Genomic DNA, 23,816 nt, shown 5'->3' on the forward strand with positions numbered 1-23,816 from the left:
GCCATCCCCTACTCAGAATCATTCTACACATATAGATTGCATCATTTAACGTTTATTTACACGATTGTTTATTATCCATATTTTACTTAATAAAAAACACCGTTAGGGCCGGCAAAATCACCATTTTCCTTCCTGAAGCAACTGTTCAAGCGGCGCCTCATAAACCGGTACGGGCGGAAGAGAGGATAAAAAGTATTTTCCATAAGACGACGTGACAAGGCGCCGGTCAAAGACGAACAACACACCTTTATCTTGATGTGTGCGAATCAGTCGGCCAAACCCTTGTTTAAAACGAATAACCGCCTGCGGCAGCGATAAGTCGTAAAACGGTCGTCCCCCTTTTTTGCGAATATAATCGCTTTTTGCTTCCATCACTGGATCATCCGGCGGAGCAAACGGCAAACGAACGATGACGACTATCGCAAGCTGCTCCCCGGGCAAATCAACCCCTTCCCAAAAGCTATTCGTTCCGAATAAAATGGCTCGATCAAACTGCTGAAACGCCTTTGTTAATTTCGTGACGCTCCCTCCATGCATTCCTTGCGCCAATAACACAAGTGTTTCATCGCTATTTTCCTCTTTGACGATTGAAGCAGTCATTCGCAAAAGGTCGTGTGATGTAAATAAAACGAGCATTTTTCCCTTCATGTGCTCGGCAATGTCGAGCAATCGTACCGCTACCTCATAAGCATATTGCTCCAATGAAACATCGGAAATTGCCGGGATATCGGTTGGAACCAGCAATTTCGCTTGACGTTCATAATCATAGGGAGACGGAATAATACGGCAAATCGGATAAAAATCTTCAAGACCAAGCTGTGCGATTGCGTATGCGAAAGATCCGTTCATCGCCAGTGTCGCCGATGTCAAAACAACGCTTTTCTTCTTGGCAAATAACCGTTCAGCAAAAAACGATTCGAGCTCAATCGGTTGTGAATAAACCGCTGTCGCATTCGCTGCTCCTTTTGCATCTACTTCCATCCATCGAACGACCGCTGTATCTTCACTATCTAACAAATGACGCAACGTATGCAACATTTCTTCTAGCATCTCCACATCGGAAAAAAACGAAAGAGAAGAAAGCAAAGGTTCCCGCTGTTTAAGTTCATTCGCCTTTTTAACAAGATCGGAGGCGCGATGACATAACCGCCACAACAATTCACGAATCGCTCCCCAACTTTTCCCGTACTCTTTTTCCGGATGAAACCGATAGCGGAGCCGTGCCGTTTTCGAGTTTGTTTGTTTCGCGAGGACATAACTGCGAATCATACGAAACCATTCATCACATTCAAGCTCAATATCACGCAAAATCCCCTGAAACTCAAGTACGTATGACGCAAAGGCTTCAGATTGCTTTTTCAGTTGAAATAACGATCCTTCGTCTTGACCATTGCCAATACGTGTCAACAGCAAGCGAACACTCACATAATCAACGTTCCGGCCAAAATAGTGCGAAGCGACCTCCTCAAGATGATGTCCTTCATCGACAATAAGCTGTTCATACGGAGGAAGAAGCGGAACATCAGATGTAAGATCTTGCATTAAGAATGAATGGTTCGTAATAATGAGATCCGCTCCGTCTGCACGCTTTCGAGCACGCAAGAAAAAATCGCACTCTGGTGCTTCTTTTCTCTCATCCATGTGCAATGAAGACCAAAGTAGCTGTCCGCCGGAAGATAGCTGCAGTTCATCAACATCTCCTGTTTCCGTTTCTGTAAGCCAAACGAGAAGCTGGCATTTCATTAGCGCAACATCGTAATTTTTATTAGGCTCCTGAAGAAATGACACAAATTTCTCAAGGGAAAGATAATTCCTTTTTCCCTTTAACAATGCAGCGCGAAATGGAAACGGAACGATCGCCTGAAGCAATGGAATGTCGCGCTCAATGAGCTGTCGTCCAAGCTGCAGTGTATACGTGCTAATAACGACTGGCTTTCCCTGTTTTCGGGCGATATAGAGACTTGGAATTAGGTAGGCAAGCGATTTGCCAATTCCAGTTCCTGCTTCGATTAATGCGTGCTGCGATGTTTCAAGCGCCTCATGGACGAGATTCATCATCTCCCATTGCCCTTTGCGATGCTCGTACCCGGGAAATGGAAGCGAGGTAGCGTTAGCCATCCATTCAGTAAAAGAAGTATCGTCTTCCACGTTTTCACGCGGAGCTTCTTTCGTCGGCTTTTTGAGCGCCAAACCGCGATAATACACATATTGATCATCATGCAACACCGTTGTTTTTTGCTTTATGATCGAATCGATGATCGGACGAATATCACTTTTCATTTCGCGCGCCAATCGGCGCAATTGCTTCAGCGTTGCAAGCGGCAGCGCTTTAAGCTTGTCCAATAAAAGGAGCCATAATTTCGCCGTAACCTCGGCATCGCTGTCTGCTTGGTGGGGATTTTCGTGCTCAATATAAAGCGCTCGCGCAAGATCGCTTAATTTATAGCTTTCCATCGTCGGAAATAAGATGCGCGACAGCTCGACCGTATCAATTGTTGGCGGCGCTGGGCAAGCAACGCCCGCTCTTTCCAATTCTTCTTGTAAAAATGGCCAATCAAACGCCACATTATGTGCCACAAGATATGATTGCTTGAGCCTATCAACAATTTCTGAAGCAAGTTCGGGAAAAACAGGAGCATGCCGAACCATTTGTTCATCAATTTGCGTAAGCTGCTGAATAAATGGCGGGATGTCGCATTGCGGATTGATGAAGCTTGAAAAACGTTCTGTTACTTCCCCGTTCTCGATAGCAACCATGCCGATTTGGATGATTCGATCTCCCTTTTTCACTGCGTTTCCTGTTGTTTCTAAATCGATGACGACAAATCGTTCACCCATTTTTTCACCTCAAGTGCGCAATAATAGGGGCGTTCTCTATTGAGAAACAGCCCCCTTTCTTCACGCTTTTTGCTTTTCTGCGCTTAAGAAAGCGGCGCAAACCGCCCTCACATGTCGCATTCTCAACTACGGCGGCCAACTGTTCCCCGTTCATTTCCCCGTTAGGGAACAAACGCCCAGATAACCTAAAGCATTTGCCTAACGCAGTTGAGCAAACCGCCTTTTCCTACATAATCGTATGCGCTGGTTCCTCGACAATCAATTGCTTAATCTTGTTCTGTTCGTCCATGATGGCAATTTTTGGACGATGCTCGGCGATTTTTTCTTCCGGAACGAGCGCGTATGAAATAACGATAATCACATCATCCTTCTGCACGAGTCGCGCCGCCGCACCATTCAGACAAAATACGCCGCTGCCCCGCTCTCCTGGAATAATATATGTTTCAAAGCGTGCGCCGTTATTATTATTAACAATTTGTACTTTTTCGTTCTCGACCATGCCAACCGCGTCTAAAATGTCAGCATCGATGGTAATGCTGCCTACATAGTTCAAATTCGCTTCTGTCACACGGGCACGGTGGATTTTCGCGTTCATTAATGTACGAAACATAGTTGTCTCCTCCCTAATATGACGATTCGACATCAACAGTTATATTATCAATGAGACGAGCATTTGTAAACCGGACAGCAATGGCAATAATAATTTTTCCAGATAGCGGCGCCACCGGCTTTAACTCCGGATAAGAATATACCTCGACGTAATCGATCACACCGTTTGTATTCGTCTGAATATAATCGATAACAAGGTCGCGAATTGCCGCAGGCTCGCGTTCCCCATTTTTAATCGCTTCTTGCGCCTTTTGAAGCGCCCTGTATAAGGCAGGCGCTTCCTTGCGCTCCTCCGGAGACAGATAAACGTTGCGCGAGCTTTTCGCTAATCCATCGGCTTCACGCACCGTCGGAACCGCTACGAGCTCGATCGGAAAATTGAAATCGCGAATGAGTCCGTCCACCACCGCCACTTGCTGGGCGTCTTTCATTCCAAAATATGCGCGCGTCGGCATGACAATATGAAACAGCTTCGTCAATACGGTCGCCACCCCGTCAAAATGGCCCGGGCGCGATTTCCCGCACAGCACATCCACGCGCTCCTTAACGATGACCTGCACGCTTAACGGACGCGGATACATTTCCTCTACCGATGGGTAAAACAAAATATCGACGCCCGCTTCTTTGGCCATTTTTTCATCGCGGGCAATATCGCGCGGATAGCGGTCAAAGTCTTCGTTAGGACCGAACTGAAGCGGGTTGACAAACACGCTTAGCACAACCACATCATTGTCTTTCCGCGCTTCTTTTAAAAGCGTGATGTGCCCTTCATGCAAATATCCCATCGTCGGCACAAAGCCGACCGTTTTTCCTTGAGAGCGGCACGCTTTCATTTGCTGTTGCATTTCTTGAATCGTTGTAACGATTTTCATTATTGCTTTCCTCCGTATAACGCAATCCATTCTTCTTCTTTCATCGTAAACATATGTTCACGCTGTGGAAATTGGCGAAGCTTCACCTCGGCCACATAAGCGGAAAGAGCGTGGTGGATTGTTTCCTGCACGTTCGCATACGTCTTCACAAATTTCGGCACTCTGTCCACTCCGTATCCGAGCACATCATGATAAACGAGCACTTGACCGTCCACTTCGTCGCCTGCGCCGATGCCGATCGTCGGAATCGCAAGCTGCTTCGTAATTTCAGCGGCGATTTGTTTCGGTACACACTCAAGCACAAGCGCAATGGCGCCGGCTTCTTCGCACAATTTCGCATCAGCCATTAATTTGCGAGCGCTTTCAGCATCTTTTCCTTGCACTTTATATCCGCCGAGCACGCCGACGGATTGCGGTGTCAATCCTAAATGAGCCACGACCGGAACGCCCGCCTGCGTCAGCGCGCGAATGACTTCAACGACGTCCCCTGCGCCTTCGACTTTCACCGCATTGGCGCCAGACTGCTGCATGATGCGCTGCGCATTGCGAAGCGCGTCTTCCTTCGACAAATGGTACGACATGAACGGCATGTCCGTGACGATGAATGTGTTCGCTGCCCCGCGGCGCACCGCTTTCGTATGGTGAATCATGTCCTCGACCGTCACCGGAATCGTCGAATCGTACCCTAAGACGACCATGCCAAGCGAATCGCCGACAAGAATCATATCGACGCCCGACGCCTCGGCGAGCTTCGCGGACGGAAAATCATACGCCGTCAGCATCACGATCGGCTCATGCGTTTGCTTCATTTTCAAAAAATCGCTTTTTGTTTTCATCGATATCCCTCCTCTTGATTTGCAGAGGAGATGAATCACCGAATAAAAAAACCTTCTTTCCCTGCCTAGAGAAAGAAGGACGTTTTATGTATCGGCCGAGTTCATCCCTCTGTCCCAGTCCTCTTACGGATCAAGGCAGATCATTTCGCATTGGCTTTCGTTTATTTCTTATGGTGCAGTTCTTGTCGAAAAAGATACTGCCCGTAAGCAACCACTTGTATTTTAACAAAATTCTAACATTTTTTCTAGACGGAAATATCGGCCGAATGGATGTAATGGATCGCGCCATCATGGTCTTCGAGAATTAATACGCCTTCTTCCGTAATGCCTCGCGCCCATCCGCGAATCGTTCCATTCAATGTTCGCGCCGTAATTTCCTTGCCGATGCTGATCGCATATCCTTCCCACAAAAGCTTAATCGGCATAAAGCCGTGCTGCAAATATTGGCGATACAGCGTCTCCAGTTTGAGCATCACTTCTTGAATCAAGCGAGCCCGATTGATTTTTTCACCTTTTTCAATCGCAAGCGATGTGGCGATATCGCGAATCTCTTCGGGAAATTGTTCGCGTTCGTGATTGACGTTTAAGCCCATGCCGATAATGACCGAATGAACGCGGTCTGGATCCGCCTGCAATTCCGTTAAAATGCCGACGCATTTTTTTCCGTTCATTAAAATGTCATTCGGCCATTTGATATCAGGAACGAGCCCGGTTACTTCTTGAATCGCTTGAGCGATAGCAACCGCCGAAAGCAGTGTCAGCTGCGGCGTTTTTTGCGGCGGAATCGGCGGACGCAAAATAAGGCTCATCCAAACACCTGTGCCTTTTGGCGAAAACCATGTTCGATCCATGCGGCCGCGCCCGGCAGTTTGCAGCTCTGCGACGACGAGCGTTCCTTCTTTCGCCCCTTCATGCGCCAGCTGATGGGCGATTTTTTGCGTAGAAGTGACTTCTTCTTGAAAATGGATGGTTTGGCCTAACGTGTTTGTTTTTAAGCCTAGGCGAATCTCGTTTTCCGTAATTTTATCCGGCGTGCTGACAATGCGATAGCCGAGGCGGCGAACGGCCTCTAGTTCAAAGCCTTCTTTTCTTAAATCCTCGATATGCTTCCATACCGCTGTCCGCGAACAGCCAAGGATGTCGCTAATTTTTTGCCCGGAAATAAAATCGCCGTTCGCTTCAGAAAATAAGTCTAACAGTTTTTTTCTTGTGTCTGATTGCATCGCACAAGCCACTCCTTTATTCGCTCCTTATTATTTTCCACATGGCCGTAAAGGACCGCCCGCTCCACCTTTTGCAGCGCTTCGGCAAGCCAAGGACCGCCCGGACGCTGATACCATTCCATTAAATCCTTTCCTGTAACCGCCAACTCATTTCGTTCCTTGATCGGCAGTTCGTCAAACAGCTCAAGCAACCGGCTTCGGTTTTGTTCAACGTTTTCCCCATTGAGCAGCGAACGAACAGCCTCTGCGGCACAGGCGGATGCGCTTCCCATTTCATATAATCGCTCTTTCGTCCAGCTGTCATATGAACGAACGATAGATAAACTGCTCAAAATCTTTTGCACCTCTTTAATCAACCGGTTCGGCAATTTCCAGCGGCGCAAAAACGCAGCCGCTTCCTCACCGACACGAAGCAAGCCGCAAAGAAAGCTCCAGCGCTCCACACTAGAAGACAACTTCGTCCAATCATAACGCGAAAGCTGCAGAAGCTCCTGTTTTCTTCCGGCAAGTCCCGGCAAGTGCGCAAATAAACCTGTTTCGGCTAGCAATAAAAACGCTTCAGAGGCGAACGGCCCCGCCATCAGTTTTTCAAATTCGACCGTCATTCGCTCGATGGAAATGTGGGCGAGAAGCGAGGCATGTTCAATAATCGCTTGCTTCGTTTCTGGCGCGAGCGTAAACCCAAGCTGGCTCGCAAAGCGAATCGCCCGCATCATGCGAAGAGCGTCTTCGGAAAAGCGCTCTTTCGCCTCGCCGACCGTGCGGATGACGCGCTCGCGGATCGCTTTTTGGCCGCCGAACGGGTCGATCAGCTGACCGGCTTCATCCATGGCGATCGCATTCATCGTAAAATCGCGCCGCTCCAAATCCTGCGTGAGGAAGCGGACAAACGTCACCGACTCCGGCCGCCGATAGTTTTCATAAGTTCCCTCCGTGCGAAACGTCGTCACTTCATACGGCGTTCCTTCATGCAACACAACAACAGTTCCATGTTTCAAGCCGACAGGAACTGTTTTCGGAAAGAGCGCCATCACTTCTTCGGGAAGCGCCGATGTGGCAATATCGACATCGCCGATCGGCCGGTTCAGCAAATCATCACGCACCGCTCCTCCGACAAAATAAGCTTCATATCCTTGCTGCCTAAGCGTACGAATGATGCCAAGCGCGCGGCGAAACGGCTCTTTCATCGCTTCACCCCTCCGACTAATGAAAAATAAATGTCCTCATATTGCCTTAGCACACTTCGCGAATGAAATTTTTCATAGACAATTTGGCGCGCCTGCTCAGCCATGTATGTATGAAGCTCTGCATCGTTTAGCATTTGAAGCGTCTTCTCCGCCACTTCTTCGATGTTGCCAAGCTCACAGAGAAAGCCGGTTTTTCCATCTTCAATGACTTCCGGAATTCCGCCAATCTTTGTGCCGATGCACGGAACGCCGCATGCCATCGCTTCAAGCAACACAAGCCCGAAGCTCTCTTTTTCCGACAGCAGCCATTTGGCATCGCTGATCGAATAGAGCTCTTCCAAGTTTTCTTGCTTCCCTAAAAAGAGCACATCGTCCGTTAACCCAAGCTCCTTCACAAGGCGGCACACCACCGTCATTTCCGGCCCGTCGCCGACAAGCAAAAGCTTGACCGGCATTTGGCTGCGAACGAGCGAAAAGGCGCGGACAACATCCGGCACCCGCTTCACTTTACGAAAATTCGATACGTGAATAATCACTTTCTCGTGATCGCTAATACCGTATTCCTTTTTTAGATGCGTAACATCTTTTTTCTGATAGACACGTTCATCAACAAAATTATAAATCGTTTGAATATCCTTTTGTACATCAAGCAGTTCATACGTTTGCTTAACGAGCGCGTTCGATACAGCCGTCACCACGTCCGACTGCTCGATGCCGAATTTAATCATATCGCTTAGCGATGGATCGTACCCTAACACGGTAATATCGGTCCCATGAAGCGTCGTCACGATTTTCACATCGCGCCCGGACATTTGCCTTGCCAGCACCGCGCACACAGCATGCGGAATCGCGTAATGTACATGGAGCACATCAAGCTTTTCCCGTTTCACCACTTCGGCGATTTTGCTCGCAAGAGCCAAGTCATACGGCGGATATTGAAAGACGGAATATTGGTTGACGGTCACCTCATGGTAATAAATATTGCAATAAACTTTGTTCAAACGAAACGGCATGCTCGATGAAATAAAATGGATCTCGTGTCCTTTCTCCGCTAGCAATTTTCCCAACTCGGTAGCGACTACTCCCGAACCGCCAACCGTTGGATAACAAACAATCCCAATTTTCAAATTCATTGTTTCTCTCCTACTAAATCGTGTGAAATGATAAGCGGCTGCTTTGTCATAAATCCTTCGGCAAACGCGACGCCGACTTGCTTGCCCCATAGCCGCTCCCGGCTTTCCACCGTTTCGATATAGCCGTTTGTCAGCGGCGTCTCGACCGATTGCTCCGTTTTTTCAAATTGGCTTTCGTACGCTCGCAAGCTGGCAAGCTTCGCTTCGATGACATCGCTAATATCGACCACAAAATGCGGGCGGTCGTATCCGTTAATCATGTAATAGTATAGCGATGCAACACGGTGGGCTGGCAAGCCTTCCGCCTCATAGCGGCGAATTCCGGCGGAAAACACCGCCTCCTCAACAAGAAACGCGCAATTAGCGTGATCCGGGTGGCGATCAACCCAATATGGAGCAAAAACAACGCGCGGCTGATACTTGCGAATGACCCCCACAATTCGGCGAATCGCTTCTTCCGTCTTATAAAGCCCGCGGTCGGGAAGATGAAGGTTGATCCGCTCCGCCACACCGAGAATCTGTGCGGCGTTTTTAGCTTCTTGTTGCCGAATGTCCACCGTTCCGTTCGATGATAATTCTGCGAGCGTTAAATCACAAATGCCGATTTTGTATCCTTGCTGCGCGTATTTTGCGATCGTCCCGCCCATTCCGATTTCAACATCATCCGGGTGCGCCCCGAACGAAAGTATATCCAATTTCTCAGTCATGTTCCTCACCTTGCTTTTCGTGGACAATATTTCTCCATGCCAAATCGCCGCGCTCAAGCCCCTTAATTAAAATTTCCGCCGTCCCCATATTCGTTGCCAACGGCACGCTATACACATCACACAACCGGATAAGAGCGCTCACATCCGGTTCGTGAGGTTGCGCGGTTAACGGGTCACGGAAAAAAATCACCATGTCCATTTCATTGCGCGCAATCATCGCCCCAATTTCTTGATCTCCGCCTAACGGACCGGAACGAAATCGGTGAACGGATAACTCCGTTGCCTCTTCCACCCTGAGCCCCGTCGTTCCTGTCGCGTACAGTTCATGTTGCGCTAAAATGGATTGGTAGGCGGTTGCAAACTGTATCATCTCTGCCTTTTTTTTATCGTGTGCGATCAAGGCAATTTTCACACCGACACCCCCGTGATTCGATCATTCATTTCCAGTGAATTTAAATCTAAAGAGCACATAAAAGCCTTACGAGCGGACGAAAATTTTTTTCAACCGTAAAAGCACAGCGGAGAGCCAAACGACACTGCTTTTAAACGAAATAAAGCGCTGATTCGCCAACCGGTCAGCCGTTCGGATACTGCACACACCACATAATACATTAGCCTAGATATAAAACATCGATCGCAACTGTTTCCTGCTAGACTATTTCACTTTAACGGCAGATTCGCGCATCGGCCGGCGAAATCTGGTGCCGACCGAAGCAGAAGCGCTTATTTCCTCTACTTATTTATCCTCAAAATCACGAACGCTTGCTATTCAATAATGTGCTCTAAGCCGTACACAAGCGTCTGCAGTTTCATGACCGTTTCTACTGACAGCTTGACGCCAGACATAAATGATCCGCGATGGAACGAGTCATGGCGAATGGTTAATGCTTGTCCGTTCCCGCCAAAAATCACTTCCTGATGAGCGACAAATCCCGGCAGGCGCACACTATGAATCGGAATGCCGTCATACTCCGCACCGCGCGCTCCTTCAAGCGTTTCTTTCTCATCCGGATGCCCTTGCTTTTTCGATGGCCTTACGGCGGAAATCAACTGCGCTGTTTTAACCGCTGTTCCTGACGGTGCATCCAATTTCTGGTCGTGATGCAGTTCAATGATCTCGACATCGGTAAAATATTTGGCGGCCATTTGCGCGAATTTCATCATCAAAATAGCCCCAACGGCAAAGTTCGGCGCAATAATCGCCCCAATTTCCCTTTCCTCAGCAAGCTTTGTTAGCTGTTCAATCTCCTCTTGCGTAAACCCGGTCGTTCCAACTACCGGTCGAACGCCGTAGTGCAAAGCGATTTCCGTATGGCGCTTGCCAGCTTCCGGCGTCGTCAAATCAATAAGTACGTCCGGTTTCGCTTCTTGAAAACAACGCTCAATATCTGTATAAATCGGCGCATGAATGCCGGAAAATCCATCGACCTCCGCCAAATCTTTGCCATCATTGGCCCGGTCAATAACAGCAACGAGCTGAAAATGCTCCGTTTGATGCACGAGCGCTACCGCCTCGCGTCCCATCCGCCCGCGCGGTCCCGCGACAGCTACTTTAATCATTTCCATGATCTTTATCCTTCCTTTCTCGTCCAGCGATTTTTGTCACGTGTGCGAAATTTCTCCATTACCATATCATGGGCTTCTTGCAAATCAATATGTAGTGAATTGGCGAAGCAAATAAGAACAAACAATAAATCGCCTAACTCTTCTTCAATCGTCTTCTCTGCCTCGGATTTCTTTTTTGGCTTTTCTCCGTAATAATGGTTCACTTCCCTTGCCAATTCTCCTAGCTCTTCTGTCAGCCGCGCCAGCATCGCCAGCGGGCTGAAATAGCCTTCTTTAAATTGGCTAATATACTCATCGACTTCTTGTTGAAGTTGTTTCATTGTTTTTTCCGTCATGTACTGTCACCTCTCATGTTTCCATGTTAGCCAAAAGCAGCGTTTTTGACAAATATTTTTGAGCCGCGTTGCCCAAATCGACAAGTTCCACTATAATTAAGGCGCTAGCTATTACTAATGTGCGGAGGTGCTGTATGGTTTGGGGGCTCAAAATTAAAAATATCGTATTCATTTTGCTCGGTGCGGCTATTTTTGCATTCGGACTCGTTCATTTTAATATGCAGAACAATTTAGCGGAAGGCGGAGTGACTGGTATCACGCTTCTCCTTTACTTTCTCTTCGGGATTGATCCGTCGATTACGAACTTGCTTTTGAATATCCCGCTCTTTTTTATCGGATGGAAGTTGCTTGGCCGCCATTCTTTTTTGTACACCATAATAGGAACAGTAAGTTTGTCCCTTTTCCTGTGGCTATTCCAGCGCTACGCCATTCACATGCCGTTAAAGCATGATTTGACGCTTGCGGCGCTGTTTGCCGGGGTGTTTGTCGGCATCGGGCTCGGAATCATTTTCCGTTACGGCGGCACGACTGGCGGCGTTGACATTATCGCCCGCCTTCTTTATAAATACAGGGGAATTAGCATGGGAAAAACGATGTTTGCCTTTGACGCAGTCGTTATTGCGATGTCGCTGTTATATCTTTCATACCGTGAGGCGATGTATACGCTCGTCGCTGTCTTCGTCGGCGCCCGCGTTATCGACTTCTTACAAGAAAGCGGATACGCCGCGAAAGGAGCCACTATTATTTCTGAGAAAAGTGAAGAAGTCGCTCATAAAATTTTAACCGAAATGGAACGAGGCGTAACCGTATTAAAAGGGCGCGGCTCATATACCAATCGTGAGCGCGATGTGCTTTATTGTGTAGTGGCGAAAAACGAACTGCCGCGTTTGAAAAGCGTTATTACGTCGGTCGATCCGCACGCCTTCGTTGCCGTTACCGATGTCCACGACGTGCTCGGCGAAGGGTTCACCCTTGACGAAAACAAACAGCCGATTCAGCCTGAATAAGCCTCTCCCACCTACACTCATTTAGGGGTGGAAGACTTCCCGCTAAGTATGTAAAAATCGGCTTCTCGACTCACACGGGAAGCCGGTTTTTAAAGCTTATTATTTTCGACCATTCTTCCATCGGCTAATTTTCAGCGGCTTCATAATATAAAAGCGCTCATGCAAAAAAGGGCGGATGGCGATCCGCCCTTTTATTGTTCGTCATGCGATCTTGTTTTTTGTTTTTCCCCGCGGTATTTACGGAAACCGACGTACGTGAGCGTCAGCACGATCATGCCTCCAGTCGAAATCATCACCCACCATAGCGACGGGTCGGCTTCATCTTTTTTCATATGATGGAATAAGGCCTGAAAATCTCCTTTCATTTGCGAGAGCATCTGCTGTTGCTGAGCTTGATTCAACGTTTGAAATTTCGGCGTTTGCAGCTGTTCAATATCGGCGTCCGCTTTTTTTGCCCAGTCCGGCTCGACATCGATTTTCACGCTTGGCTCAATGATTTCATATTGGCGCAAAAAGTGCCGTAGCGCCGCTTGAAACTCAGACTTGCTTCTTCGTTTGACCGCCTTTTCGATTTGTTCAAAGGCATTCATCACAGAAGGTTCCATTTCCGTCCAAAGCGGTTGATAATTAGAATGAACCGCGTCGATGACAAGCCGGAACTGAGCTACTTGATCGATGCGGTCTTCCGCTGGCAATGTCGATGCGGTAATCGTCTTTAACGCATTTTCGTGCGTAACCGTAATCGCGCGCAGCTCATCCATTGATTTCAGCCGCTCCCGCGCGTTCAATTTTAAAAACTGATCTGAAAAGTAGTTCAATACTTCTTTCGCCTCTTCAAAACGTTTGTTTTTCGCAAGCTGCAATGCTTCGTCTGAAATTTCGTCAAGCCGGCTCCACCCGTCATGATGCGTGGCATACGCGGCCGACGGAAATACATAAACGATCATGATGAGCAACATAATCGCTATCCGCCTCATTCTTGTCCCTCCTCTGCTAACTATTATCAATGTATGAGGAGATGGACAAGGTTAGACCATGATTTCAGCGAAAATTGCAAACAGCTATGTACTGATGAATCTCCCCCGCCTACACTCCGTTTAGAGGCGGGAGACTTCTCGGTGAATGTGTTAAATAAGGCGAGTAATCAAGCGCTCTCAATTCGTTTTGATTGGTCCATCCACATGTGAACCGAACCATCCCTTTCTTACGCACAAAACGTAAGCGATGCCGATAGAAGCGATGCTAAGCCAAAAGGTAAAGTAGCCGATTTGCGGTACATATTGTTCCAACATGCTGTAACGCGGGAGCATGCGAAATACGTAATCAATCACATCATTATGCAACGTCCATACAGCGGCAAGCGCTAAATGCCAACCCTTTATCCGGTAAAATGGAGAGTACAAAATCCCTTCAACCGCCATCGCCCCATGTGAAACAATCAGCATCCATCCTTGCCAGCCAAGCGTTCCCGTCACCTTCCACACGAGTATATTCATCACCACCGCCCAAATTCCATATTTAAACAATGTCACAATCGCTAATGCTTCAAAGAGCGACCAGTTTCTGTTCAATAAAAAAGCGAATAAAACGAACACAAAAAACAAGCTCGCCGTTGGGCTATCGGGCACGAACAATAAAAATTTAGCTGGCGTCTCGGCAAGCTGATGACCGTACCATATGTATCCGTAAACCGTTCCAGCGATATTGGCCGCAAGCATCATCCATAGAAAAGAACGATTTATGAGCAAAGGAAGCACCCACTTCATACTACACCTACTTTCTTTTGTTAAACAAAGAAGCTGACTATAATAGCCAGCTTCTTTCGCATTGCTTTTATTATTTTTCTTTTAATCCTGCGATAAATTCAGAGAGTTTTTTCAACTCTTCATCCGTACCTTTAAACACGCCTTTTGGCATGCCGCCTCTACCGTTTCTCGCAATGTGAGCGATCTCTTCAGGCTTCAGCCCTGTGCCGACAAGCGAAGGCGCTGCAGCTCCGCCCGATAAATTTTCGCCGTGGCAAGTTGTACACGTATTCGCTTGGGCAATCTTATAGCCTTCCGCATTTTTGTCAATTTCAACTTGGGCACGGATTTTACCTTGTTCCGCTGCTTTTTTCCAGTCGTGAGTGACAACCGATTCCCAAGTTAAGTAAACCATCGCCGCAAGCGTTAATAACATCATACCGACGGCTACCGGACGCTTTAACGGACGACGCTCCGGTCCGCGATCTAGAAACGGAGCAAGCAATAAAGATCCGAACGCAAGCCCCGGCATGATGATCGCACCGATAACCGTATATGGACCTGAAGCATATGAATATTTCAACAATTGGTATAAGAATAAGAAATACCAGTCTGGAAGCGGAATATATGACGTATCTGTTGGGTCAGCGATACGCTCTAACGGAGACGGATGGGCAACGGTTAAGCATAAAAACCCAACTAAAAAGACAGAACCGACCATCCATTCCTTCAGCAAGAAGTTCGGCCAAAACGCTTCTGTTTTCCCCGGATATTCCGAATAGTCTTTCGGGATATTCGGCTTTCTTACAGCAGAAACGCGGGAGTCGCCGACGAATTTCATCCCTTTTCCGCGATGCATATCATGTTCCCCTCCTTTGTCTCATAGACTGATGAAATTATCAGTACATTTTACAGTGGACCAGAGATACCTTGTTTGCGAATCATTAAGAAGTGCGCCGCCATTAAGCCAAGCAATGCACCTGGCAAGAAGAAAACGTGAATCGCGAAGAAACGCGTCAACGTTTGAGCACCGACGATCTCTGGATGCCCTGCCAACAACGTCTTCACTGCCGTACCGATGACAGGCGTCGCCTCAGCAATTTGCAAACCTACTTTTGTCGCAAATAGCGCTTTCATATCCCAAGGCAATAAGTAACCTGTGAAACCAAGCCCCATCATTACCATGAAAATTAGTACACCGACAATCCAGTTTAATTCACGCGGTTTTTTATATGCCCCTTGGAAAAAGACGCGCAACGTATGTAAAAACATCATAACGATAACGAGACTTGCTCCCCAGTGGTGCATACCGCGCACAATTTGACCGAAGGCAACTTCGTTTTGCAAATAATACACTGATTCCCAAGCGTTTTTAATGTCCGGAACGTAGTACATCGTCAAGAACATCCCTGACAAAATTTGGATGACGGTAACGAAGAATGTAAGTCCGCCAAAGCAGTAAACGAACGCAGAAAAATGATGTGCCGGGTTAACATGTTCCGGAACCTCATGGTCAGCGATATCGCGCCACAAAGGCGTAATATCAAGACGTTCGTCCACCCAGTCATAAATCTTGTTTAACACGTATTACGCCTCCCCTCGTGGTTTCGCTTTACCTAAATACAATTTGCCGTCTTTCACTTTGTACTCGTAGCGGTCTAGTGGATGCATCGGCGGCGTTCCCGGAACGTTCGTGCCGTCTTTCGTATAGCGGCCGTAGTGGCACGGACAGAAGAATTGGTTTGGATGCGCTTTATCCGCATTCCAGTTAACGGTACAGCCAAGATGCTTACAGATCGGAGATAACGCGACGATTTCTCCCTTGTCATCTTTGTACACCCATGCCGATTTTGGCTCTTCCGATTCATACCATGCGTCTTTCACTTTTACTTTAAAGTCAAAGCGCTGCGGCTCGGTTGTGATGTCTTTCACTTGCGCAACCGGCACCAATTCTGCGCCTGCTTCTCCTTTTAAAATTGGATCCAACGCAAAGCGTGCCATTGGCATGAGAATTCCTGCGGCCATGAATCCGCCTACACCCGTTAACGTGTAGTTTAAAAATTGGCGTCTTGATACACGGTGTTTCTTCTCGCTCATCATTTTCCCCCCTCTATGTAAAGTTAAGTCCATCCGGACGAAATCTTATAACACATATAAAACTAGGACATTCTAATGATAGCTCAAGATGGAGACAAGGTCAATACAATCGTCGGTGAAAACGCTCACATTCCGACAACGTTCGCTACGTCCATCTGGAAATGAAAGCGTTTAATAGCTTCGATGTTTGGTCATGGACGATTTGCCGTTTATACGCTTCATCCATATGTTCAAATGGAACAACTGGAAGCAAAAACAACTCTCCCAAAAGATCTGGCTCATATTCCTTCCACGCTCGATCGCCCGTGACATAAAACACGTGATGCAACCCGCTTTCTTTCAGTTGGCTCGTCCAATCGTTTAACCGCTCCGTGCGCGCGCTTTGTTCCTCCGCAGTAAAGTAGGCAAACGGCGGAAGCAAAAATAAACGCCCTTTCAACTGCCGTTCGATCTCACTCGTCAAAAGCTGCACAAACTCTCCTCCGGAAACCGCCGCTTTCGCTCCCTCGGATAAGGTGAGCGGAATAAGAGGAATGACAGCCGTATCAATGTATTGCCTTTCTTTTTCGTACATGTCCACATCATTAGCTGTCCATTTCACTGTTCATTCTCCCCTTTTTTCCAATATTACATTCTTCTTTATCACCATAACATACTTTTAGAAAAAAAGAAAAACCTTGCTGTTCGCAAGGTCCCCGGCATATAAAACGTTCAATTTTGTAACTTTATATTTAGAGCCGTCTTAACTGTTCAGTCAGACGCTTGAATTCTTGTTCGTCTTGGCGGTCAAGCGCCTCATCAATCAGTTTCATCAGCCGCTCCTTTTGAAAATTGTAAAGCGATTTCTCTAAAAATTGTTCCGCCAATATTTGATCTTTTTCACTAACCTGCACATGTTTCGGCGCGTACGGGTTTTCTTCAAGCACGGCAACATATTGCGGTGAATGGAACGAAGCGCGGAAATTGAGCTGAATATAAATATCTTCGTCGCGATTGAGGCGAATATCATGAAACGATTTTTCTGCATCGGTCGTCATGACATTTTCTTTATAAAATCGAAATGGGACATCATCGACACAGTGAGTTGACATCACCATCCCGCGCGGACAATATTGGGCGTTTTCCACAAAATGCACTTTTTGCATCAGTTGATCATGGCTCATAAGATAGTTTAAAATCCATACACACTCGCGCCTTTTTAATTGATAATGACTTAAAAACCAACGGATGAACTCCTTTTTCTCACTCACCGATACTGTCATTCTTCTCCTCCCCCTCTATCGTTTTGAAAGAAAGAGGTGCTATGTCACCGCAAGCCCGTTACTCTTCCAATTCAAGCAGCATCTGGGCAGCTTCCGTATGGGCAGGATCGAGGCGCACGATTTGTTGAAACATCGCTTTCGCACGTTCGCGATCTCCATCCTCAATGAGGAAATATCCATATTCTTCAAGAAACTCGACATCATTCTTAAAGAAAGTATATGCCTCTTGATAATGGTTTAATGCATCGGAATACATCTCGAGCTTATGTTTCGCCCGAGCGAGCACCCATTCGAATTGCGGATCGTATTCCCCTTGTTGAAGCGCTTGTTCGATGAAATCGATCGCCGCTTCATAGCGCTCGTCATGCATGAGCATCGATGCTAAGGCAAGAAGTGCCTCGATATAGCCTGGGTCTATTTCAACCGCTTTGCGTAAATGTGCTTCTGCCTCCTCCGCTTTGCCAAGCTTTATGGCGATTTTTCCAGCGAACAGCAACAACTCCTTATTCCATTCATCGACAAGCAGCCCTTCTTTTGCCGTTTCGTAACTTTTAGCAAGCTGTCCCTCGTGTTCCTGCGCCTTCGCCAAATATAAATAAAGCGGCGCATAATCTCGGTCGAGCTCTTTTAACTCTGTTAGTTTTTCAATCGCCGTCTGGTAATATTCCGCCTGAAACGCGGTAAATCCGTATCCAAACAGCGTATGGCTATCGATTTTTTCTTGCAGCGTCTGTTCATAATATGGAAGCGCTTGTTCAAATTCCCCGAGCAAGCTGAATGATTCCGCCAACCGTTCCGGAATAAAAGTTCCGGCGATGCTTGTTTCTTGTTCGAGCACTTTTTGATACAAATCAATGCTTTTTTGATACTGACCCGTCGAAAAGTATAATTCCGCAAGCGCAAACTCAAGGAGCGGCTCATCCGGCAGCCGCTCGAGCGCTTTTTGGAGCTTTTGCTCGCTCACTTCCTCAAGCCCCTGCATTTGATAAAGGTCAGCAGCAAGCAGACACGCTCGCGGAAATAACGGGTCATCCTCATTGATGTCTGCTAATATTTCCAACGCTTTTTCTTCTTCATCTAATTCCGTATAAATTTCTGCTAAAAACAACCGCACTTCTCCCTCGTCCGGATAGCGAAGCGCAAGCTCCTCCATCATCGCTCGCGCCTCGTCAAGCACTCCCCATGAAAAGAGCTGCTCGGCTAGCATATATTTTTCATCGTCGCTCGCTTCCGCTTTTACTTTCGGAATGAGCGCAAGCGCTTTTTCAACCTCTCCGCTTTCTACAAGCTGAACGATTTCTTCGACTCGCTTCATTCGTCTACACTTCCTTACTCAAAGTATGCAGCAAACATTCCCGGTGCCCGCACGATTCTTTCTTTGCCGAAGCCGGGATGGAAAAATACTTGTTCGCCCGCCTTAACCACTTTTCCGTTATGGACCGTAATAATCGGAACATGTTTATCATAATCGACAACCGGCGTTTCGGCAACTAAGTCGCTTAGCGGCGGTCGCAAGTACAAGTTATAATCTACTTCGCCACCGATGCGAAGATCTCCTTTTTGCGGGTAAATGCCAATTTTCTTTAGTACATCTAGAGGGAGAGGCATTCGTTCTTTTAATGAAAAAGGAATGAACGGAATACGGTGAGCGGACAACCGTTCACGCCAGTTCTCTTGCAGTCTTTTGGGCGCAACTTCTTCTTTCCAGTGCGGAACGAGCGCAACCGGATACGAGACAAACGCTTCGTACATCCAGCTCCATGCGATCTCATCTAGCCGTTCGTCTCCTTTTAGCTCAATAAAAACGACAGGAATTTTATATTGTTTGCATGCTCTGATAAACGAAGGAGTCAACGTACGAAGGGGAATTTTCACACCGATGAAATAATCAATGGGGCTGTTCAATAAATTTTGCCGAAGCTTTTGTAGCGCTTTCACTAACTGCCTCTCATACAGCACATCGCACACAGCGAGAAGTGTTGTGCATCCTCTGGCAAGGAAATGCCGTTGCATATATTGCTTCAAGTCGGAAAAAGAACGCGGTTCTTGCAAAGAAAAATCGAGCATCACATGTCCCGGCGTCAACCAAAATTCGCCGACTGACATGCGCATCCATTGATAAAAGCTCATCTTCTCGCTTATATAATCAATTCGGTTTCCGTCAATAATAAATGAATAGCGCTCTAGCTTCCCATTCTTCACAACATGGGCATTATCAATAATGTAAGGCACACTTTCCACTCCTCCCACACTTGTCCTTAAGACAAGCTATGAGAGAATAGGAAAGCGTATGAATATTTTTTATAATGAAAGCCCTTGGACTGATACAAATAATGAAAATAAAAAAACAAGAATAAACAGCCAACCATTCGCTTTTCGCTCTTTTTGAATTTCTTCTAATCCCATCATCAACATTGTTAGACCTAAAAGTAATGTCATAATATGATTAAACTCAAAATTTTTCGTGATTAGCCCATAAGTAGTAAATAAGAGAGTTAATATTGATAAAGCATAACGCAAAATTTTCAACAAGATTGCCTCTCCTTTCTTTTTTGAACAAACTTGTTCTGTTGATTGAGTAGACCATGCATTGAATTTTGATAATCTTAATAAACGAAAAAACCATTTCTTCTTATAGTAATAGTAAAATATTTTAGCTTAACGAAAAAAAGCGTTTCCGCACCAAATTGACGTGCTCGAAGGAAAAAAGGAACAAAGCAATATTCCACTAATTTGTTCGGCTGCCAATCTGATCTCGTTACACAAGTATTAACAGCCCGTTATTGTATGCTATAAAACAACAAAAAGGGGCGCAAATCAGCCCCTTTTATTTCTGTTCACTCAGTATTTGCAAATGCTCAAAAAATGTCGGATATGAGACAGCGATCGCTTCCGGGCGGTTCAGCGACATCGTTCCTTCGGTGATGCAGGCGGCGACAGCGAGCATCATGCCGATGCGATGGTCGCCGTGGCTATCGACTGTCACTCCATCCGCTTTAAGCGGCGTTTTTCCGCGAATGATCATGCCGTCTTCCGTCGCTTCAATATGAGCGCCAAGCTTCCTTAATTCCGATACAACCGTATCAATCCGGTTCGTTTCTTTCACTTTCAGCTCGGCCGCATCTTTGATAATTGTCGTGCCCTCTGCTTGCGTGGCAAGAAGCGCGATAATCGGAATTTCGTCAATAAGCCGCGGAATAAGGGCGCCGCCAATTTCGGTCGCCTTCAGCGCCGATGTGCGGATCATAATGTCGCCGATCGGTTCCGTGTCTTCGTTCCGGATGTTTTCAATCGCCACATCCGCCCCCATTTGCTGAAGCACGTCGAGAATGCCTGTTCTCGTCGGATTGAGGCCGACGTTTTGCAAGACGATCTCGCTGTCAGGCACGATCGCTCCAGCCACTAAGAAGAAGGCAGCTGACGAAATATCGCCGGGAACATAGACGTTCGTACCTTTTAACTGCTGCTTGCCGCTCACTGACACCGTCAAGGCGTCAACATCGACCTTCCCGCCAAATAAGCGCACCATCCGTTCCGTATGATCGCGTGATTTTACCGGCTCCGTAACGGTCGTTGTGCCATCGGTCATCAATCCAGCCAATAAAATCGCCGATTTCACTTGCGCGCTCGCCACTGGAGAATGGTATTGAATCGGCTGCAAATGTCCCCCGCGAATCGAAAGTGGCGTATAGTTGCCGCCGTCGCGTCCATCGATGCGCGCACCCATCATCGCTAAAGGCTTTGTCACTCGCGCCATCGGCCGCTTGGCAATCGACTCATCGCCGATAAGGCAGGCGTGGAACGAACATCCAGCTAAAATGCCAAGCAATAGCCGCGTCGTCGTTCCAGAGTTTCCGACGTTTAAAATTTCAGTCGGCTCCTTCAGCCCTTCGATCCCTTTTCCTTCCACAATAACATCCGTTCCATTTTGCGTAATCGCGACCCCCATTTTACGAAAACAATCAATCGTGCTTAAACAATCTTCTCCCGCCAAAAAATTGGCGATCGTCGTCGTTCCATTGGCAATCGCTCCAAGCATGACCGCACGGTGGGAAATCGATTTATCGCCGGGCACTTGAATCGTTCCCCTTAGCGATGGGACGTTTGTTCGTAATAGCTGCATACTCTTCCCCCCTCATCCCTCATACGTTTCGTAATTTGTATATTTGCTGATGCACTGTTTGGCCCGTTCGCGATCTTCCTCGCTTTGAAAGCTTAAACGAAGCACTCCGTAAATTTCTTCTCTCGTTTCGATAATGCGGATATTCGTAATACTGATGCGCTCCTTGGCCAAATAGCCGGTAATTTCGGAAATCACCCCTGGATAGTCCGGAACGTCGACATACAAATCGTAAAAAGACGGAATCGCGCCTTTCGTCCGTACCGGCAATCCATCGCGAAATTGCTTCGCTTCTAAAAAATAGCGGTAAATCTCTTCGCTCTTTTCTTCTTCAACGAGCGAGCGAAGCATATTCATCTCAGACAGCCATCGGTCAAACAGCGCGAGAAGCTCGTCTTTATTATGTATAAAAATGTCGCGCCACATTTCCGGGTTGCTTGAAGCAATGCGCGTAATATCGCGAAATCCGCCCGCCGCCAAGCGGCTGACAAGCTCATCTTCGCTTTCATGCCGCTGCGCTTGGTGAACGAGACTTGCCGCAATAATGTGCGGAAAATGGCTGATGACGCCAGTAATCCGGTCGTGTTCTTTCGGCGACAAAATCACAAAATTCGCTTTCGTCCCCTTCAGCCATCCCTTGAGCCGCTCCACTGCATCAAGCGGCACATCCTCCGTCGGCGTTAAAATATAAAACGCATTTTCAAATAAATGCGCCCTCGCCGCCGTCACACCGCTTTTATGTGAACCGGCCATCGGATGCCCTCCGATAAAAACAATCCCTTTTTCCACTAGCTGCTTCGCATGCTTGACAATGCGCTGTTTCGTGCTGCCGACATCCGTGACAATCGCCGACGGCTTTAATCGGAAGCTGAGGATGTCCTCCAAAATTTTTTCCGTCTGCATCACCGGCGTCGCCAAAATGACGAGATCCGCCTGCTCCATTCCCGCTTCGAGCGAAGGAGCGATTTCATCAATGACCGCAAGTGTTTTTGCCAGCTTCGCTTCATCCTCATTGACGTCAAAGCCGACAATCACCGCTTCCGGATGTTCTTTTTTAATCGCAAGCGCCATCGAGCCGCCAATCAGCCCGAGCCCAACGACAAATACCGTTCCTTTCAATCGTTTCACCTTCTCTTGTTCCATGCGCCCGCCGCAAGACGCAAGCGGGCGTTTAGACGAGTTGTTTTTCCTTTAACATCTGTGCAAGTGCTGCGAACACTTTGCGGTTTTGTTCTTCCGTTCCGACCGTAATGCGCACTGAAGTCGGAAATCCGAGCGCATTGCCGGAACGGACGATGATACCGCGTTCTAATAAATATTGAAACACTTTATTTCCTTCAATGCCGAAATCAATCAAAATGAAATTTGCTTCGGAAGGATAATAGAATAGCCCATTTTCTTCACAAAAACGGTAAAATGCTTCAAGCTGCTCTTTATTTTGCGCAGCGCATTGCTTAATGAACTCTTGATCGCCAAGTGCGGCAACGGCTGCCGCTTGGGCAACGCTCGATGTGTTGAACGGTTCACGCGCCGGCTCGATTTGCTGAATGAGCGCTTCGCTCGCGATGCCGTAGCCAACGCGCAAAGCAGCGAGCCCATACGCTTTTGAAAACGTCCGTAAAATCATCAAGTTATCGTACTGGCTTAGAAGCGGCACCGTTTGCGGATAATTGGCCGCCGTCACATATTCATAATACGCCTCGTCGACCACAACGAGCACGTGCTTCGGTACTTGCTGCAAAAAGGCGGATAATTCCGCTTCATTGACATACGTTCCGCTCGGGTTGTTCGGGTTGCATATCCAAACGACTCGCGTCTTATCATCGATCGCTTCAAGCATTTTTGGCAAGTCGTGGCGGCCTTCCGTAAGCGGAACTTCGCGAATTTCCGCCCCCTCAATGACCGCGTTATGCCGGTATTGCGGAAACGTTGGCGTCGCCATGACCGTATTCGTGCCGGCGGATAAAAAAGCGCGGCAAATAATTTGCACCACTTCATCCGAGCCATTTCCAAAAATAAGTTCCGTCTCCTTCACCCCAACATGCCGTGCTACCGTTTCCCGAAGCTTGCGCGCATATCCGTCCGGATACAAAGCGAGCCGGTCTAGTTCAATGGCAATCGCTTCTTTTACCGCTTTCGAACAACCGTATGGATTTTCGTTCGATGCGAGCTTCACAACCTCTGTCAGACCGTATTGCTGCTTTACTTCCTCCATCGATTTTCCCGGTTGGTACGGAGGCAGCCCTTGCAATTGGTTTTTAAGTTTCATGTTCTCACCT

Annotated in this window: 25 protein-coding genes; 1 reads left to right on the top strand and 24 read right to left on the bottom strand. The window is 47.4% G+C overall.

Annotation, left to right across the window (positions count from 1 at the left end):
* Positions 1-117: 117 nt before the first annotated feature.
* From dinG to N667_RS0105090, 11 genes are all read right to left on the bottom strand, one after another.
* Complete coding sequence (dinG, locus tag N667_RS0105040) at positions 118-2,838, bottom strand: ATP-dependent DNA helicase DinG (RefSeq protein ID WP_027408548.1); 2,721 nt, start codon at positions 2,836-2,838, stop codon at positions 118-120.
* Between the two features lie 226 nt (positions 2,839-3,064).
* Entirely contained in the window at positions 3,065-3,448 is a 384-nt protein-coding gene (panD, locus tag N667_RS0105045) for an aspartate 1-decarboxylase (RefSeq protein ID WP_027408549.1), read from the bottom strand.
* A gap of 13 nt (positions 3,449-3,461) precedes the next feature.
* Positions 3,462-4,319, bottom strand: a complete 858-nt coding sequence (gene panC, locus N667_RS0105050; protein WP_027408550.1) for a pantoate--beta-alanine ligase — start codon at positions 4,317-4,319, stop codon at positions 3,462-3,464.
* The gene (gene panB, locus N667_RS0105055; RefSeq protein WP_027408551.1) at positions 4,319-5,155 is read right to left on the bottom strand and encodes a 3-methyl-2-oxobutanoate hydroxymethyltransferase; all 837 of its coding nucleotides are present in this window, start codon (positions 5,153-5,155) and stop codon (positions 4,319-4,321) included. Before panB ends, panC begins: the two co-directional genes overlap by 1 nt.
* Positions 5,156-5,400: 245 nt before the next feature.
* Positions 5,401-6,390, bottom strand: coding sequence for a bifunctional biotin--[acetyl-CoA-carboxylase] synthetase/biotin operon repressor (locus N667_RS0105060; RefSeq protein WP_027408552.1), 990 nt, complete (start codon positions 6,388-6,390; stop codon positions 5,401-5,403).
* Positions 6,348-7,565 carry a CCA tRNA nucleotidyltransferase gene (locus tag N667_RS0105065; protein ID WP_027408553.1) on the bottom strand — a complete coding sequence of 406 codons (1,218 nt, stop codon included), beginning with the start codon at positions 7,563-7,565 and terminating at the stop codon, positions 6,348-6,350. Before N667_RS0105065 ends, N667_RS0105060 begins: the two co-directional genes overlap by 43 nt.
* Positions 7,562-8,698, bottom strand: coding sequence for an N-acetyl-alpha-D-glucosaminyl L-malate synthase BshA (gene bshA / locus N667_RS0105070; RefSeq protein ID WP_027408554.1), 1,137 nt, complete (start codon positions 8,696-8,698; stop codon positions 7,562-7,564). The genes N667_RS0105065 and bshA overlap by 4 nt, the downstream gene beginning before the upstream one ends.
* Positions 8,695-9,405: a bacillithiol biosynthesis deacetylase BshB1 gene (gene bshB1, locus N667_RS0105075; RefSeq protein ID WP_027408555.1), complete on the bottom strand. Its 711-nt coding sequence runs from the start codon at positions 9,403-9,405 to the stop codon at positions 8,695-8,697. Before bshB1 ends, bshA begins: the two co-directional genes overlap by 4 nt.
* The gene (gene mgsA, locus N667_RS0105080; protein WP_027408556.1) at positions 9,398-9,817 is read right to left on the bottom strand and encodes a methylglyoxal synthase; all 420 of its coding nucleotides are present in this window, start codon (positions 9,815-9,817) and stop codon (positions 9,398-9,400) included. Before mgsA ends, bshB1 begins: the two co-directional genes overlap by 8 nt.
* Positions 9,818-10,170: 353 nt before the next feature.
* On the bottom strand, positions 10,171-10,965 hold the full coding sequence (dapB, locus tag N667_RS0105085; protein ID WP_409978170.1) for a 4-hydroxy-tetrahydrodipicolinate reductase: 795 nt from the start codon (positions 10,963-10,965) through the stop codon (positions 10,171-10,173).
* Between the two features lie 11 nt (positions 10,966-10,976).
* Positions 10,977-11,306, bottom strand: a complete 330-nt coding sequence (locus tag N667_RS0105090) for a nucleotide pyrophosphohydrolase (RefSeq protein WP_027408558.1) — start codon at positions 11,304-11,306, stop codon at positions 10,977-10,979.
* A 134-nt stretch (positions 11,307-11,440) separates the two neighbouring features.
* On the opposite strand from N667_RS0105090, the gene N667_RS0105095 reads away from it, so the two are divergent.
* Positions 11,441-12,313, top strand: coding sequence for a YitT family protein (locus N667_RS0105095; protein ID WP_027408559.1), 873 nt, complete (start codon positions 11,441-11,443; stop codon positions 12,311-12,313).
* A gap of 191 nt (positions 12,314-12,504) precedes the next feature.
* Here N667_RS0105095 and ypjB read toward each other — a convergent pair whose 3' ends face one another.
* The 13 genes from ypjB to hisC all read right to left on the bottom strand — a co-directional run bounded on the left by ypjB (position 12,505) and on the right by hisC (position 23,806).
* Positions 12,505-13,290, bottom strand: coding sequence for a sporulation protein YpjB (gene ypjB / locus N667_RS0105100; protein ID WP_027408560.1), 786 nt, complete (start codon positions 13,288-13,290; stop codon positions 12,505-12,507).
* Positions 13,291-13,467: 177 nt separating this feature from the next.
* Positions 13,468-14,079: a DUF1405 domain-containing protein gene (locus N667_RS18305; RefSeq protein WP_051529966.1), complete on the bottom strand. Its 612-nt coding sequence runs from the start codon at positions 14,077-14,079 to the stop codon at positions 13,468-13,470.
* Positions 14,080-14,149: 70 nt separating this feature from the next.
* Positions 14,150-14,917, bottom strand: coding sequence for a menaquinol-cytochrome c reductase cytochrome b/c subunit (locus N667_RS0105110; RefSeq protein ID WP_027408561.1), 768 nt, complete (start codon positions 14,915-14,917; stop codon positions 14,150-14,152).
* A gap of 50 nt (positions 14,918-14,967) precedes the next feature.
* Complete coding sequence (gene qcrB / locus N667_RS0105115; RefSeq protein WP_027408562.1) at positions 14,968-15,642, bottom strand: menaquinol-cytochrome c reductase cytochrome b subunit; 675 nt, start codon at positions 15,640-15,642, stop codon at positions 14,968-14,970.
* Between the two features lie 3 nt (positions 15,643-15,645).
* Positions 15,646-16,155 (bottom strand): ubiquinol-cytochrome c reductase iron-sulfur subunit, encoded by a 510-nt coding sequence (locus tag N667_RS0105120; RefSeq protein ID WP_027408563.1) that lies wholly within the window; start codon positions 16,153-16,155, stop codon positions 15,646-15,648.
* Positions 16,156-16,300: 145 nt separating this feature from the next.
* Positions 16,301-16,756, bottom strand: coding sequence for a YpiF family protein (locus tag N667_RS0105125; RefSeq protein WP_027408564.1), 456 nt, complete (start codon positions 16,754-16,756; stop codon positions 16,301-16,303).
* 130 nt (positions 16,757-16,886) lie between these two features.
* Entirely contained in the window at positions 16,887-17,417 is a 531-nt protein-coding gene (locus tag N667_RS0105130) for a ReoY family proteolytic degradation factor (RefSeq protein ID WP_027408565.1), read from the bottom strand.
* Between the two features lie 58 nt (positions 17,418-17,475).
* Complete coding sequence (locus N667_RS0105135; protein WP_027408566.1) at positions 17,476-18,732, bottom strand: tetratricopeptide repeat protein; 1,257 nt, start codon at positions 18,730-18,732, stop codon at positions 17,476-17,478.
* A gap of 14 nt (positions 18,733-18,746) precedes the next feature.
* Entirely contained in the window at positions 18,747-19,649 is a 903-nt protein-coding gene (locus tag N667_RS0105140) for a hypothetical protein (RefSeq protein WP_027408567.1), read from the bottom strand.
* A gap of 69 nt (positions 19,650-19,718) precedes the next feature.
* On the bottom strand, positions 19,719-19,949 hold the full coding sequence (locus N667_RS0105145) for a DUF3953 domain-containing protein (protein ID WP_027408568.1): 231 nt from the start codon (positions 19,947-19,949) through the stop codon (positions 19,719-19,721).
* A gap of 295 nt (positions 19,950-20,244) precedes the next feature.
* A complete protein-coding gene (aroA, locus tag N667_RS0105150; RefSeq protein WP_027408569.1) occupies positions 20,245-21,540 on the bottom strand; it encodes a 3-phosphoshikimate 1-carboxyvinyltransferase in 1,296 nt (431 codons plus the stop codon).
* Between the two features lie 12 nt (positions 21,541-21,552).
* The gene (locus N667_RS0105155; protein ID WP_027408570.1) at positions 21,553-22,656 is read right to left on the bottom strand and encodes a prephenate dehydrogenase; all 1,104 of its coding nucleotides are present in this window, start codon (positions 22,654-22,656) and stop codon (positions 21,553-21,555) included.
* 52 nt (positions 22,657-22,708) lie between these two features.
* Positions 22,709-23,806 (bottom strand): histidinol-phosphate transaminase, encoded by a 1,098-nt coding sequence (gene hisC / locus N667_RS0105160; protein WP_027408571.1) that lies wholly within the window; start codon positions 23,804-23,806, stop codon positions 22,709-22,711.
* Positions 23,807-23,816: the final 10 nt, after the last annotated feature.

Origin of the sequence: Anoxybacillus tepidamans PS2 (genome assembly GCF_000620165.1) — a bacterium.
Classification (GTDB): domain Bacteria; phylum Bacillota; class Bacilli; order Bacillales; family Anoxybacillaceae; genus Anoxybacteroides; species Anoxybacteroides tepidamans_A.

Coding starts and splice junctions, on each gene's coding strand:
- dinG (WP_027408548.1), bottom strand. CDS start 2,838: ATGGGTGAACGATTTGTCGTCATCGATTTAGAAACAACAGGAAACGCA.
- panD (WP_027408549.1), bottom strand. CDS start 3,448: ATGTTTCGTACATTAATGAACGCGAAAATCCACCGTGCCCGTGTGACA.
- panC (WP_027408550.1), bottom strand. CDS start 4,319: ATGAAAATCGTTACAACGATTCAAGAAATGCAACAGCAAATGAAAGCG.
- panB (WP_027408551.1), bottom strand. CDS start 5,155: ATGAAAACAAAAAGCGATTTTTTGAAAATGAAGCAAACGCATGAGCCG.
- N667_RS0105065 (WP_027408553.1), bottom strand. CDS start 7,565: ATGAAAGAGCCGTTTCGCCGCGCGCTTGGCATCATTCGTACGCTTAGG.
- bshA (WP_027408554.1), bottom strand. CDS start 8,698: ATGAATTTGAAAATTGGGATTGTTTGTTATCCAACGGTTGGCGGTTCG.
- bshB1 (WP_027408555.1), bottom strand. CDS start 9,405: ATGACTGAGAAATTGGATATACTTTCGTTCGGGGCGCACCCGGATGAT.
- dapB (WP_409978170.1), bottom strand. CDS start 10,965: ATGATTAAAGTAGCTGTCGCGGGACCGCGCGGGCGGATGGGACGCGAG.
- N667_RS0105090 (WP_027408558.1), bottom strand. CDS start 11,306: ATGACGGAAAAAACAATGAAACAACTTCAACAAGAAGTCGATGAGTAT.
- N667_RS0105095 (WP_027408559.1), top strand. CDS start 11,441: ATGGTTTGGGGGCTCAAAATTAAAAATATCGTATTCATTTTGCTCGGT.
- ypjB (WP_027408560.1), bottom strand. CDS start 13,290: ATGAGGCGGATAGCGATTATGTTGCTCATCATGATCGTTTATGTATTT.
- N667_RS18305 (WP_051529966.1), bottom strand. CDS start 14,079: ATGAAGTGGGTGCTTCCTTTGCTCATAAATCGTTCTTTTCTATGGATG.
- N667_RS0105110 (WP_027408561.1), bottom strand. CDS start 14,917: ATGCATCGCGGAAAAGGGATGAAATTCGTCGGCGACTCCCGCGTTTCT.
- N667_RS0105120 (WP_027408563.1), bottom strand. CDS start 16,155: ATGAGCGAGAAGAAACACCGTGTATCAAGACGCCAATTTTTAAACTAC.
- N667_RS0105130 (WP_027408565.1), bottom strand. CDS start 17,417: ATGACAGTATCGGTGAGTGAGAAAAAGGAGTTCATCCGTTGGTTTTTA.
- N667_RS0105135 (WP_027408566.1), bottom strand. CDS start 18,732: ATGAAGCGAGTCGAAGAAATCGTTCAGCTTGTAGAAAGCGGAGAGGTT.
- aroA (WP_027408569.1), bottom strand. CDS start 21,540: ATGCAGCTATTACGAACAAACGTCCCATCGCTAAGGGGAACGATTCAA.
- hisC (WP_027408571.1), bottom strand. CDS start 23,806: ATGAAACTTAAAAACCAATTGCAAGGGCTGCCTCCGTACCAACCGGGA.